This window comes from Chryseosolibacter histidinae (genome assembly GCF_018598225.1).
GTDB lineage: Bacteria > Bacteroidota > Bacteroidia > Cytophagales > Cyclobacteriaceae > Chryseosolibacter > Chryseosolibacter histidini.
Genome location: NZ_JAHESF010000005.1, coordinates 143,675 through 157,856, shown reverse-complemented (window position 1 = coordinate 157,856; position 14,182 = coordinate 143,675). Strand labels below are relative to the sequence as shown.

Below are 14,182 nucleotides of genomic sequence, written 5' to 3'. Positions count from 1 at the left end.
AGAGTCCTGATCGTAAGCCGGTATTTTTTCACGTGCCCTGATCAGGCGCGTGCGTTACGTGCCAAAAAATGCTCTCTCGTGTAAATCACCTGTGGCACGTGTAGAATACCAATGCACAATTACGCCCTTCAGGCCTTTATTTCACACTGAAGGTATTACTGCTATTATTTTGTCTCATTATACAAGCCCAAGTCGGCTCAATGACACCACATCTCAGTTCCAGGGAATTTACCCTCCTGACTCCTGGCTTCTGACTTCTGGCTCCTTTTTTATTCCTGTTTCAATGCATTGGTCGGATTTGAGAGCGCGGTTTTGATGGTCTGGAAGCTGACCGTGAGCAGCGCGATCATCAATATCACTATTACGGGGAGCATGAAGATCCAAACGTTCAGGCTGATGCGGGTGGCGTAGGTGGACAGCCATTGCTCCATGGCGAAGTAGGCCACCGGTAGCGCCAGCACAGCGGCGATCAGGATCACTTTGGTGAAATCTTTTGAGAGCAGGTTCACGATCTGGAACACGGATGCGCCGAGCACCTTGCGGATACCGATCTCTTTGGTGCGCTGCACGATGGTGAAAGACGAAAGTCCGAATAATCCGAGGGAGGCGATAAATACCGCCAGCACTGAAAAGCTGGCCACCACTTTTCCGAACTGCGCATCGGCCTGGTATTGCTGATCATATCTTTCATTGATGAAAAAATAATGGAAGATCGTGCCGGGAAATACTTCATCCCATACTTTCTTCACTGATGCCACGGCGCTGTGCACATCTTCTGTCTGCAACCGGATGGAAAAATAGCTCGCATCGCTTCCGTAAGGGAACACCATGGGAATGTGCGGCTCTTTGGGCGAGCGCTGGTAAAAATTCTTCAGCACACCGATCACCGTGGACGACTCTCCATTCCGGCGGGTCTTATAGGTGATCTTTGAACCGATTGCTTCTTCCGGGCTTGAAAAGCCGAGCTTGCTCACCGCCTCTTCGTTGATGATGACCTGGTCATCGTTTCGTACACCTTCCTGAAAATTGCGGCCGGCAACAAACGTCATATTGAGCGCCCTGGCAAAATCGGCATCTATAGCGATCACGTAATAGGTGTAGCTGTCGTCATTCTGCTCCTGGCCCAGCCGCCAGATGCTTGAGGTGGAGCTCAGCTCGTGAAGGCTCAATCCCGGTAAACTTTCCGACTGGGCTACGTATCGGATCGCAGGATTACGAAGCAGCTCCGTCTTCAGGCTTTGGTACCTGGCGCGGTAAAGAGAGTCGGGCATGTCAAGCTCGGGCACCCGCAGCGCAACGGTCTGGTCGATCTCCATGCCAAGGTCATAGTTTCGCAGGTAGCTGATCTGCAGGTAAACGGCAGACATACACACCATGAGTATGACGGTAGACGAAAACTGGAAGATCACCAATCCCTGGCGCAGTCGCTGACCATGTGAAGACGACCTGAATTTTCCTTTCAGTACTTCTGCGGGCCTGAACGCCGAGAGCACAAAAGCAGGATAAAGGCCCGATAACAAAGATCCGGCAGCGATCAGGCTAAAGAATAATTTCCAGAAGCTGATGTCCTGAACAAAGTCGAGTGGCAGCGGCTGTCCCGTAAGACCGCGGAATAACGGCAGCCCCATTTGAAACAACCCGAAGGCAAGAAAGGCTGCGATCACATTCACCATCACCGACTCAGACAAAAACTGAAATACGAGCTGACGACGCAACGATCCCATCACCTTGCGGATGCCCACCTCACGCGCGCGATCCAGGGCCCGTGCCGTGGAAAGATTGATATAGTTCACCCAGGCAAGGGCAATGATAAAGATGGCGATGATCAGCAGAAAATAAACCACCCTCGCGTTGCCATTCACCTCCGGCTCGTACGTTTTATTGGAGTAGAGGTGAATGTCTTTCACCGGCTCAGCTTTAAAGCGCTCATTACCGACCTTATCCTTCAGTGATATCGAGAGCTGCGCGAGCTTATCATTAAAGGCCGCCAGGTCTGTTCCCGGCTGCATGAGCAGGTACGTATATTCATTGTTGCCCGACCAGGGCTCACTCGTGTATCGCGGCCGCGTCTTCACAATGGTCTCGTGCGATAACAGCGCATTGAACTTGAGATGTGTATTGGGCGGCAGGTCGGCCATTACAGCCGTGACATGATACAGCGTACCCTGCACCTTCACTGTTTCACCTACGATGTCTGTGCGGCCAAAATATTTCTTTGCCATGGTCTCGTTTAACACGATCTGGAATGGCTCCGACAGCGCCGCCTTCGGATTGCCCTGGATGACGCTGACGGAAAATATATTGAACGCCGAAGGGTCTGCATAATAAAGGCCTTCGTCTAAAAATTTCCGGCTTCCCGCTTCCAGCTCCTGGAGGCCATCGTTGTGATACATCCTTACAAAATCGATCACCTCCGGCATCTTTTCCTTCAGCATTGGGCCCAGCACACCATAGGTCTCGCAGTCGGTCACCACATACTCAGCGCCATTGTACAGGTCGATGGTGACCCGGTAAACATTGTCTGCGTTAGGGTTGAAGCTTTCGTAGCTCCTTTCAAAACGCACATACTGGATAATGAAGAGAAAAGCGGCGATGCCCACTGCCAGCCCGGCAATGTTCACAGCGGAAAAAACTTTGCTCTTTAACAGGTTGCGGTAGGCGATGCGGAGATAGTTTCGGAGCATTGAGTTTGAAGTTTGAAGTTTAAAGTTAGACGTTTCAAGTTGCCGGTTGCCAGTTACCGGTTGCCGGTTAAACCCTTTACGAATATAGTGCCATTCGTGCAAAACGTTGAATTGGATGTAGTTACAGGCTATTATGAGATCTGGTGTTGTGCGTTAGTCTTCGCTGGTGAACAAGGGCGTCCGCAGGCGAACGGGGATAGTCGTCAGACCGCTGCGCATGGGGTCCGCGCGCGGGTCAGTGGTCAGACGACGAGGTGACGGGAACGAAGTCTTTCTTGGGTGTTTCACATACATGGCAGACGTAACTATCCGGTAGTTCTTCAAAGGGTACGCCGGGTGGAATGTTCGAGGCGGGATCGCCGTATCGTCTGTCGTAAACGGTGAGGCAGTTGGTGCATTGATAGCTGGTGACGGGTCCGCTCACGGGTGGGGTATCCGTTTTTACTTCGTGCACCTGCTCACGCTCAGGGTTCAGCTGGCGGAAGTACAGCTTGCTCAATTCTATCAGCAACGTGGGGATCAGCTCTTTCTTAACAGCTTTCGCGTATGTGTAATAGGTGATGTTGGTGGGATTAAAATTCTTCGCATACAAAATGTTGTATCGGTCTCCGGATGCCGCACCGGTCGGATTTATCTTTTCAATGACGATGGACGTAAAATGAAAAGTATCGCGGTTTGTTTTGATGGCGAAAGTGAGGCCGTGTGTGCTGATGTCCTGCTGATCGAGCTCACGCACCAGGAACCGTTTCAGTGCCAGCGCCTCTGAGTCGATCACGGGCAAGTGCCAGTTGAGCTCCAGCGATGAGTGGCGCTCGTTGATACCGAATTTACCCATCAGCTTTTCCCAGCGCAGCCGGTCTGCAGCCTTGATACCTTTGATGATAAAAGCTTTCCAGGGAATGATGTTGATGTTACTGATGTTGGTTTCCTGGCACAGCTTGCAGGCAGCGCTCATAAAATCTATATCGTACTGATTGTTGCGCCAGTACAATCCCAGCCAGTACTGGTTGTTGAGCATGGCGTTGAGCCCTTCGTAATACGGGAAGGTGGTTTCATGAAACTTCAGCTTCTCCTGGATGGGCTTGTAGTTGATGCGCACATAGTTATTCTTGAGCACCAGGTGAAGCTCTTCGGCCGTGAACGGAAGGAACTCCAGGAAGATCTTCTCAAGTTCCCGGGCGATCCTGGGAATATCCTGGCCGAAGATGAGTCGCGGCCAGCATTCGATCACGTTGCCCTTACGGGGATCACGGATGTACAGGTACCAATAGTTCTCTTCCCGTGACGCAATGAAGTTGAGCTCACCGGTAAATAGCGGCACCAGACTCTGAAGCGGGTCCACAATGTTGATCTTGAGCTTCGGTTTGTAGTCGAAGCTATCGATGAGCACGTTGTAGGTATCTTCCTTCACCCAGCTGGTGGTTTCCACCACGTTCACCGCCACGTACGAAGAAACGATGTTTTGAAATACAGACTGGTCGCTGCCGAGCTCATACTCGATGTGAATAGCTTTGAACGCATCGCTCAACTCAGACTCGTTGGCACCATGCGAGGGAAACATGATGTCCTGCCGCGAGCCAAAGAGCACGTATTTATTTCCGAGGCTGCGCGAAAGCTCCATGATCTTCAGCAGGCCTGCGGGCGATAAAAATCCTCCCTTTACAAAGGCCCTGATCAGGTCGCTTTTTTTATTTTCAACGGGTTGATCCATACCAGGCTCGGGTTCGCGCTGGTAAGTTAACTTTTTCTCCCGCTTAAAAGTATACGCCCCGTTTTTTCCGGTGACCGCGCTGTTGTGATTTGAGCTGCTCATGCCTTACACTTTCACTAAACTTTCCCTGATCATCTGCTGGATCTCGGGCTTGCAGCTTCCGCAGCCCAGCCCTGCGCCTGAACGCCGGCAGATGTCGCCCAGCTCGGTACAACCGTCGTCAAGCAGCTTCTGCAGGTTGCCTGCGCCCACCTGGTTACAGGAGCAGACCAGCTTACCCAGCATGGGCTCTGTTTTTTTGCCTGACCGCAGCAGCTGCATTCTGCGCTCGGACAGTTCGATCTTGTCTTCGATCAGCGTTTTGAACTCGGCAAACTCGCTCTTGTCGCCGATCAGAATGGCACCTACAAGCCGGTCGTCCTTGATGATACATTTTTTGTAATACCGTTTCGATTTGTCGATGAACAGGATCTCTTCATAGTCGTCATCATCTGCGGGGATCTCCGCGATGCCGATGGAGCAGAGGTCCAGGCCCGACAGCTTGAGGATGTTCATGGGCACAGCGCCATCGTAAAGGCTCTGCATATCGCCATGGATAAAGCGTGCGAGGATGTCGGCCTGTTTTTCAGCGGCCGATGTGATGCCCAGGGCCTTGCCGCGGTGTTCGGCGATCTCGCCCATGGCGAAAATGTCGGGATCGTTGGTCTGAAGATGATCGTTCACAATAATACCACGCGCTGTTTCAACACCGGCTTCCTGTGCAAACTCGATGTTGGGTCTTGTACCTACCGCATATACAATGGCGTCTATACGAATGATCTTACCACTGCGGAACGAGGCGCTGAGCTTGCCGGTGGCAATGTCTTGTTCCACGGATTGCATCTGGTCGTTGATGTATACCGTAATATTTTTCTCTTCAATAAAATCCAGCAGCAGCTGTCCGGCGAGGTTGTCGATCTGCCGTTCCATCAGCCTGCTGCCGAGCTGGAGAATGGAGACCTGCACGTCGATGTCGCGGAGCGATACTGCAAGCTCAAGTCCGAGCAATCCACCACCGATGATCAAAACCTGTCCGTTGGGACTGAGGTAATTCTTCAGGCGGTCTGCATCATACCGGGTGCGCATCGTGAAAACGCCCGGCAGATGAATGGGCGCGTCATTGGGAATGTGGGCCCTGCTGCCGGTGGCGAGGATGAGCTTGTCATAACCATGTTTCTGGCCACGCTTGTCTATGATGTATTTCTCTGCGCGGTTGATGGCCACGATCTCGTTCTCGAGCTGCATCGACACATCGAGCGCTTCAAATTCTCCTGACCTGAATTTCTGAAGTTTTTCCCACGACAGTGTATCATTCACATATTCAGGCAACAGCACACGGTTGTAGAACGGGTCTTTTTCTTTAGAGATCACCAGCAGCTCGTCATCGCTGTTCAGGGATCGGTAGCTGCACAAAAAACGATAGCTCGCTGCTCCTGCACCGGCGATGATGATCTTCTCGGCAGGTTTCCGGTATAGCTCAACCTCCACACGTGAGAATTTGAAATCGGGCTCTTTTGAGACCGGATCGACCAGCATGGTGGTGAGGTTGTTGGCGCGCGCGGCGTCTTTCATTAGCATCCGTCCCCAGTGCATGGGCAGGAAGACCACACCTCTTTTGATCTCGGCAGAGATGCGGGCACGCACGCGCACATCGCCCTGCTCGTTCCTGATCACCACAACGTCGTCTTCGCCGATGTTCCTGGCAGCCGCATCATCAGGATGGATCTCCAGGAATGGTTTATCGATGTGCTGACGCAGGCGATTCACCTTACCAGTTTTGGTCATGGTATGCCACTGATCGCGTATCCTTCCCGTAGTCAGGATCAGCGGTAGCTCCGGTGTGGGTACTGCCGAAAGGTTCTCCGCATCGATGGGATAGAATTTTGCTTTGCGCGATGGCGTATAAAATGCGTGGTCGGCGAACAGTCGCGTGGTGCCGCTATGCGTTGCTTCAGGCACCGGCCATTGCATAGAGCCTTCTGCCCGTAGACGCGCATACGAGAGTCCACTGATATCGATATTCGTTCCTTTCGTTAGGCGGCAATGTTCTGCATAGATCTCCTCCACCGATGTGTAATCGAAACCTTTGAAGCCCATGGCCTTCGCGAACCGGCAAAGGATCTCTGCATCGGGAAGCGCTTCGCCGGGAGGGTCGACGATCTTATCGAGGTGGGTAATGCGCCTTTCGGAATTGGTCATGGTACCTTCTTTCTCGAAGTGACCTGCCGCAGGAAGAATGAGGTCTGCAAACTGAAGCGTGTCGGAGCGGCGGGAAATATCTTGCACGACCACAAATTTTGCATTGGCCAACGCTGCCTCTGCACGCCGCGCATCGGGCCAGCTCACCAGCGGGTTGGTGCAGATGATCCACAGGGCTTTGAGCTCGCCGCGTTCCAGCGCTTCGATCATTTGGGTGGCGGTGTATCCCGGTCTACTTGAAATAGAATCAACACCCCAGAACTTTGCCACCTCTTCACGGTGCTGTGCGTTGGCGAGGCTGCGATGCGCTGCCAGCATCGTGGCCAGTCCTCCTACCTCTCTGCCCCCCATGGCGTTGGGCTGGCCGGTGAGCGAGAACGGACCAGAGCCTGGTTTACCAATATGGCCTGTGACGAGATTCAGGCTGATGAGCGCATGATTCTTCTTCACGCCAATAGCACTCTGGTTCAAACCCATGGCCCACAAGGTGAGAAAACCTTTGGCAGCAGCAATGTAAGACGCCGCCAGCTGAATATCGTGAATGCTTACATCACATTTCTCTGCCGCCTCTTCTACCGTGTGCTGAAACACTGAGTCGCGGTACTGCTCGAATTGTTCGGTATGACCGCGAACAAAATTGTAATCCACCTCGCCGTTTTCGATGAGCACGCGGACAATGGCATTGTACAAATAGATGTCGGTGCCGGGATTGATCTGTAAGTGCAGGTCTGCCAGAGCACACGTCTGTGTTCGTCGCGGGTCAACAACAATAAGCTTCACCTCCGGATTCTTCTGTTTGTGTGCTTCGATCCTCCGGAAGAGAATGGGATGACACCATGCGGGATTGGCTCCGGCAATCAAAAAGCAATCCGACAGCTCGATATCTTCGTACGCTACGGGTACAGCATCCTCACCCAACATCTGCGCATACCCTGCAACAGCGCTGCTCATGCAGAGTCGGGAGTTGGTGTCGATGTTATTGGTGCCTAAAAAACCTTTCACCAACTTGTTAGCCACGTAGTATTCTTCGGTGAGGCATTGTCCTGAAACATAGAAACCGACGGAGTCCGGGCCATACGTTTTGATCATGGCGCTGAAGACGGCAGCGGCCCTTTTCATCGCGTCGCTCCAGCTCACACGCTGCAACGGGTGGTTCCGGCTCCATCGCATTTCGGGAAACAGCAATCTGTCGCTCATGTCCTGCATGGCATAATGAAGGTTCATGCCCTTGGAGCACAGCATACCCTTGTTCACAGGATGATCAGGATTGCCTTCCAGCACCAGGTTGTTCTTCCGGTCTTTCCTGATCACTATCCCACAACCCACGCCGCAGTAGGAACAGGTGGTTTTGTAACTCGTATCGTGCGTTGACCTCATTTGAAAAGTTGACAGTTGACAATGAAACAGTTGACAACGTGTTGTGTATACATCATAGATTCTCCTCCGATTCGTAGCATATCCTTTTTCACTTTGATTTTGTCTGTTGTCAATTGTTATCTTGTTAACTGTCCATTAATTTGTCAATTGCCCCTTGTCAAATTGTCAACTATTTCTCAAGCTGCCTGTTCCTCCTTATACAACTCCGAGTCATCGATCACCACTTTATCCACCAGCAGGTTCAGCAGGCGTTCGCGGATCACTTTGTATTCGGGCATGTTCACGGTCTCCTTTTTATTTCTGGGTCTTGGCAGGTGAACGTTTTCTATTTCGCGGATGGTGGATGCCGGGCCGTTGTTCATCACCACGATCCGGTCTGAAAGGAAGATCGCTTCTTCGATATCGTGTGTTACCATGATGATGGTTTTACTGCGTTGCGTGAGGTTCCACATCTTCAGCAGCTCTATGTGCAGCGACGATTTGGTCAGCGCATCCAGGGCACCGAAAGGTTCATCGAGCAGCAGCACCTCAGGGTCGATGGCAAAAGCGCGGGCAATGGCTACGCGCTGCTTCATACCGCCGGAGATCTGCTTTGGATATTTCTCACGGTGATCCCAAAGGCCCACCATCTTCAGGTACTGCTCAACACGGGCATGTTTATCAGCCTTGTCTTCTGTCTTCAGCGCAGCATCCACCGCCTGATAAATATTCTGGTAAACACACAGCCAAGGCAGCAGGGAGTAGTTCTGGAAAACAATTCCACGGTCAGGGCCCGGGCCTTTTACTTTTTTTCCGTTCAGCAACACACTTCCTCCCGTGGGCTGTACCATGCCGGCAACGGCGTTGAGGATGGTAGACTTTCCACAGCCTGAGTGGCCGATGATGGAAATGATCTCCCCTTTATCAACGTCAAGGTTAATGTTCTGCACAGCAACGTATCGGCCTTTGGGTGTTTTAAAGGCGATCTCTAGATCTTCAATTTTCAGGTAGCTCATGATTTCTGTGTTAAGCTGCATACGTAACTCTTTTCTCCAACGCTGCGAATCCCCTGTCGAGCAGCAGGCCAACCAGGCCGATGATGAGGATGGCCGAGATCACTTTCTCGAGGCTCAGCGCGTTCCAGCTATCCCAAACGAAGAAGCCGATGCCCATGCCGCCAGAGAGCATTTCGCCTGCAACGATCACCAGCCACGCCACACCGATGCTGAGACGCAGCCCCGTGATAATGTGCGGCAAACTGAAAGGTATCAGTACTTTGGTGAGGTACTTCCATCGTGAAAAACCGAACGCTTTCGCCACGTTACGGTGGTCATCAGGAATGGAAGAAACACCGAACGCAGTGTTGATCAGCGTTGGCCACAGCGATGTGATCACAATGATGAAGATGGTTGCATCGGCGGCAGACTGGAATGCCACCAGGCCGATGGGAAACCATGCCAGGGGTGAAACTGGTTTCAGCACCTGCACGATGGGATAAAAGATCCTTCGCGCTATGTTGCTGGCACCCATAACCAATCCCACCGGTATGGCTACGAACGATCCAAGCAGAAAACCGGTGAACACACGGGTGAGCGAGCTCAGCAACTGAAGGGCAATACCCTTGTCGTTAGGTCCCAGATCGTAGAACGGATCTTTTACCAGGTCCCAGAACACAGTGAAGGTAGCTGCCGGCGAAGGCAGCTCTCCACCGGAAGCTACAGTAATGATATACCAGAGTGCGATCAGCAACCCGAAACCGGAAACGCTGTAGGCAAGGTTCACAAACACTTCCATCGTGCGCTTTAGCAGCATGCCGGGCTTCGGATCTTTCACAGTTTCCTTTTCTGTGCCAGTCAATGTTGTTGTTATAGCCATGATCATTACTGGTTAATGGCATTGACTGACTTCAGATATTCGCCCGGGTTGTTAGGGTCGAATTTTACCTTGTCGAGGTCAAGCACAAAAGGTTTCATGTCGTCGTCAGGTACTTTGATCTTCATGCTGGCGGCAACTTCTTTGTAGAGGTCCTGCATGATGATCTTGTCGGCCACAGCTTTGTAGTCAGGCGCTTCTTTCAGGTAGTCGAACCGTACGTATTGCGACATGAACCAGATGGCGTGCGATCTCCTGGGGAAGTTTGTTTCGCCACCGCGGTGGAACAGCATATAGTCATCGGTGTAGATCTCCGTTCCCTGGTTGCATCCGAGGTTATAATCGCCCATGAGCCTGGCTTCGATCACATCGGCGGGCGCGTTGATGTACTTGCCTACCACACCCGATGCTTTCTTGCGGTTGGCGCGGTTGTCGAGCCACTTGCACGCTTCCAGCACGGCCTTCATCACCTGCTTGAGCTCTTCTCTTCTGGCTTCGCTGAATTTTTTGTTCACCACCAGCGCTTTCTCCGGATGGTGTTTCCAGATGTCCTGCGTGGAGATCTCGGTGAACCCAATGTCCTGCTTCACAGCTACACCATTCCACGGTTCGCCTACACAATATCCATCCATGTTACCCACCTTCATGTTGGCTACCATCTGCGGCGGAGGAATGGTGATGATCTTGGAGGTTTTCTGATTGACGCCGGCAGCGGCCAGCCAGTAGCGCAGCCAGATGTCGTGGGTGCCGCCGGGAAACGTCATGGCAAACGTCACTTCTTTCTCTGCCTTCAGCTTCGCCGCTACTACGGGTGCAACTTTCGGTGTCTGTTTGAACCCTACTTTGCCACAAAAATCTTTAGAAAGTGTAATAGCCTGCCCGTTGTTGTTGAGCACCAGGGCAATTTTCATTTCAGAACCTTCTTTGCCACCCACGCCTGTATAGACTGAAAATGGCATGCTGAATAAACAGTGTGCGCCGTCCAGCTCGCCGGTGAGCAGCTTATCGCGCACGTTGGCCCACGAAGCTTCCTTGATCACTTCAACGTCTACACCGTATTTTTCAAACAGGCCCAGCTCTTTGGCCATCACCAGGGGTGCACAATCTGTAAGCGGAATGTATCCAAGGCGGATCGGCTCTTTATCGGCAACAATGGGCGCGGAAGCCGTCAGCATAAGCAGCAGCACCGGGATCGTGATCCAGCGCATCAGGCTCTTGATATTGATTGTCAATGTTTTCATGGGAACGTTCAGTTTTTGATGGAGAACTCGGGTTTGATAGAGATCATCAGGTAGGCCCACTGAGAAGTGGTGTCGGCATTGCGCACGTTTTTCACTTTAGACGAAGTGAGCGTAGCCGTAGAGAACATGGTGGAATATCCTCCTTCAATGCTGACCATTTTGGTTAGCGCGTAGTTAAATACGAAGTCGAGCTCCTGCCCCAGTGTCTTCTCAAGCACAACACCAGCTTCGTCGGTTACTGAGTTGGGCAATGAGAACTGGTGGGCATCCAGCGACAGCGTCAGGTTATCCTTCGCTTTATACTTTGTTCTCAGGTAAGCGTCCACCAATCCGTTGGAGCCAAAACCATCGGCCACATAGAAGTAGTCCATGTATCCCCAGAACTTGTGCGGCGTACCATACAGCGGATCGAACCTTTGAAATTTCTTTGTTGGATCGGAGCCATTGTTGCCCGAGGTAACATCGATGCCGGGGCCGACCGTGAGCTTTCTGCCAACCGAGTACATCGCCGAAGCGGAGAGCAGGTATTCGTCAAGCGACGTTCCTTCCCTGAACTTGCCGCCCTGGTAAAATGCGCTGGCTGTAAAAGCAATTTTCCGGAGCGCCGTGCCGGTGATGTGTGTGCCTCCCGTGAAACGGCTCCATACAGATCTGTCGTAGATGGGTGTTTTCTTTTCCACGTCAGTCTCAGCGAAATGGAATTTGCTGAAATCATCCTTGAAGGCGAGGAACGAGATGTTGCCGAAGTGCAGCTTCTTCGCCACGTACAAAAATTGCATCGACTTATACATGGCACCCAGACCGTTGGTGCTGGCGGTGTATCCTGTGGGCACACCGTTATATATTGTATTCGATTTGCGCTCAGCGTTCTGGTTGTACGCCACGCCGAGGTGGGCGGTCCAGTTGTTGTGCTCGAATTTCAGCAAGGCAGCGTCGTGTCTTCTGGCCTGTTGCAGCCAGTCGAGGTTGCCCAGCAGCCGCACGTCGTCATAGACCAGCTCCTGGCGACCGATCTTCAACGTAAAGTTCTTCACAACCTTGCCCGTGTCTACAAGGCTGATCTCGCCCCAGGCCTCATGCAACATAAAGCCATCGTAAGTATCTGTGGTAATGCGGTTGATAGAAGACGCATCCTGTCCCCACACGCGAACGTCCTGTACCGAAGCGTAGATCTTGAAGCGGTAAGCGCTGTATCCGAAATTAAGGCGTGTGCGTTGAGAAGTGAAAAAAGCGGGAACTGTATCTTTTAGGGAAGGTGTGCCCTGGCCATCGCGCAATTCTGAGCGCGTTCTGATCTGGCCAGAAAAAGTAAATTGCGCGCGCAGCTCGCTTACGCTGCAGAGGCAACAAAATACAATCAGCAATTGTATGTAAATGTTCTTCTTCATAAATTTCGAGGATTAGTGAAACAACTAATTGCTTGTCCCCTGGAAGAATTCGTGGTTCTGAAAGGGGACTTTTGTTTTAGGAATCCATTACCTGGTAACTTTTTCCCCGAGGCTGTATGATCTCTTTTTTACAGGTGCATGCGGGTTAAGGTTTACGAAGGGAAGTAACAGCCAATGACTCTTTCACGCCCAAAGTGTCTGGGTGAAATTCCGGCGACAGGATCTCCTGCGCAGATCGCCTGCTCAGGCTTAATAAGAAAGAGATCACAGACACAACGATCACTGTGACCCCAATAATGAAAAGGCTTTCGCGATAAGAGAGGTCTTCGGAAGTGAACAACATACCCGCCAGCACTGCACCCACATTTCCGCCGGCGCCCACAATACCCGACACCACACCGATGGCACGTTTGTTAATGAAAGGCACCACAGAATACGTGGCCCCGTTTGACATCTTGAGGAACAGTGCAAAGATGAGCATGGTGGCGATGGCCCAGGGCAGCGTGCTCATGTTGGAGAATATGATGATACCCAACCCTTCGAGCAGCAGGAACGCGCTGAGTGTGATGATCCTTCCCTGCAGTCCGAATTTTTTACCGGCCTTGTCTCCGAAGATGCCACCCAGTGCGCGGGCGAAGATGTTCATCATGCCGAAAAGGCCGGCGATCAATCCTGCCTCGGCGATGCCAAGCTTGAAGTTGTCGACAAAATAAAGTGTTGCAATGTTGTCGATGGTGATCTCGATGCCGAAGCAGGCGCCGTAAGCCAGGAACAAGGTCCACACCCTGTAGTCTTTGCAGACGCCCCAGAAGTTTCCTTCTTTCGAATTATCTTTTGCAACAGCTTCGGCCTTACGTGACGTGATGTTTCCTGACGGCGTATCTTTTGTGAAGAAATAATATACGAAGCCCATGATGAAGAGGGCCGCCCCTGGCACCACCATGCTGTAACGCCAGGCTTCTGCGCTGGCATAACCGGCACCGACGAATGCTGCAAAGATCAGCGGCATCACGATGAGGGTTGCGCCGCCGCCCATGTTACCCCAGCCAGCAGCAGTAGCGTTAGCCGTACCCACTACGTTAGGCGCGAACATGACAGAGGTGTGATATTGGGTGATCACGAATGAAGCGCCGATCACACCGATGGCGAGCCTGAACAGCAGAAAGGTTTCGTAGCTGTTGCTGAAGCCGATGCACATAACAGGGATTGAGCCCAGGATGAGCAACACGGAATAAGAGATGCGCGGACCGATCTTATCACAAAGCCAGCCGAAGAGCAACCGCGCAAAAATGGTGATGGCCACCGAGGCAATGATGATGTTGCCGATCTGCGTTTTGGTGAGGTTAAGGTCTTCACGCACTACAGGCATCAGGGGTGCGATACCGAACCACCCGAAAAAGCAGAGAAAGAAGGTGATCCAGGTAATATGGAAGGCCTTCATGGGGGTGGTTTTGAAGTCCAGCAGGTTGATTTTCGTGGCTTTTCCTGATTCCTGAAGCGTCATTTTACTACGTATTTGTTACGTAATAAAAGTAAGTAAATAGGTGTTTAATTACGTATTTATACGTAAAATAATTTACGAAACGGATTTAATTACGTAGAAAATCGATTGCAGATAATGGAGTGATTTCGGGGTTTTCTGCGTTTCCGGGCTGATTTGGGGGCTGACAAAGTTTCAAGGGGACCGTATTT

General features: G+C 51.8%; 8 protein-coding genes. All 8 read right to left on the bottom strand.

The genetic code is table 11. The features are described 5' to 3' along the window. Positions 1-269: 269 nt before the first annotated feature. Complete coding sequence (locus KK083_RS06995) at positions 270-2,684, bottom strand: ABC transporter permease (protein WP_254161892.1); 2,415 nt, start codon at positions 2,682-2,684, stop codon at positions 270-272. 235 nt (positions 2,685-2,919) lie between these two features. Beyond that, entirely contained in the window at positions 2,920-4,497 is a 1,578-nt protein-coding gene (locus KK083_RS06990; protein ID WP_254161891.1) for a rubredoxin, read from the bottom strand. 3 nt (positions 4,498-4,500) lie between these two features. Beyond that, positions 4,501-8,010, bottom strand: coding sequence for a nitrate reductase (locus KK083_RS06985; RefSeq protein WP_254161890.1), 3,510 nt, complete (start codon positions 8,008-8,010; stop codon positions 4,501-4,503). A 176-nt stretch (positions 8,011-8,186) separates the two neighbouring features. Then, positions 8,187-9,005, bottom strand: coding sequence for an ABC transporter ATP-binding protein (locus KK083_RS06980; RefSeq protein WP_254161889.1), 819 nt, complete (start codon positions 9,003-9,005; stop codon positions 8,187-8,189). A gap of 10 nt (positions 9,006-9,015) precedes the next feature. Beyond that, positions 9,016-9,864, bottom strand: coding sequence for a nitrate ABC transporter permease (ntrB, locus tag KK083_RS06975; RefSeq protein ID WP_254161888.1), 849 nt, complete (start codon positions 9,862-9,864; stop codon positions 9,016-9,018). 5 nt (positions 9,865-9,869) lie between these two features. After that, positions 9,870-11,102 carry a CmpA/NrtA family ABC transporter substrate-binding protein gene (locus tag KK083_RS06970; protein ID WP_254161887.1) on the bottom strand — a complete coding sequence of 411 codons (1,233 nt, stop codon included), beginning with the start codon at positions 11,100-11,102 and terminating at the stop codon, positions 9,870-9,872. An 8-nt stretch (positions 11,103-11,110) separates the two neighbouring features. Then, positions 11,111-12,490 (bottom strand): alginate export family protein, encoded by a 1,380-nt coding sequence (locus KK083_RS06965; RefSeq protein ID WP_254161886.1) that lies wholly within the window; start codon positions 12,488-12,490, stop codon positions 11,111-11,113. A 145-nt stretch (positions 12,491-12,635) separates the two neighbouring features. Further along, on the bottom strand, positions 12,636-13,994 hold the full coding sequence (locus KK083_RS06960) for a NarK family nitrate/nitrite MFS transporter (protein WP_254161885.1): 1,359 nt from the start codon (positions 13,992-13,994) through the stop codon (positions 12,636-12,638). Positions 13,995-14,182: the final 188 nt, after the last annotated feature.

Bases quoted from the DNA above. Each gene is read 5' to 3' on its own strand.
- KK083_RS06995 (WP_254161892.1), bottom strand. From the start codon at position 2,684: ATGCTCCGAAACTATCTCCGCATCGCCTACCGCAACCTGTTAAAGAGC.
- KK083_RS06990 (WP_254161891.1), bottom strand. From the start codon at position 4,497: ATGAGCAGCTCAAATCACAACAGCGCGGTCACCGGAAAAAACGGGGCG.
- KK083_RS06985 (WP_254161890.1), bottom strand. From the start codon at position 8,010: ATGAGGTCAACGCACGATACGAGTTACAAAACCACCTGTTCCTACTGC.
- KK083_RS06980 (WP_254161889.1), bottom strand. From the start codon at position 9,005: ATGAGCTACCTGAAAATTGAAGATCTAGAGATCGCCTTTAAAACACCC.
- ntrB (WP_254161888.1), bottom strand. From the start codon at position 9,864: ATGGCTATAACAACAACATTGACTGGCACAGAAAAGGAAACTGTGAAA.
- KK083_RS06970 (WP_254161887.1), bottom strand. From the start codon at position 11,102: ATGAAAACATTGACAATCAATATCAAGAGCCTGATGCGCTGGATCACG.
- KK083_RS06965 (WP_254161886.1), bottom strand. From the start codon at position 12,490: ATGAAGAAGAACATTTACATACAATTGCTGATTGTATTTTGTTGCCTC.
- KK083_RS06960 (WP_254161885.1), bottom strand. From the start codon at position 13,994: ATGACGCTTCAGGAATCAGGAAAAGCCACGAAAATCAACCTGCTGGAC.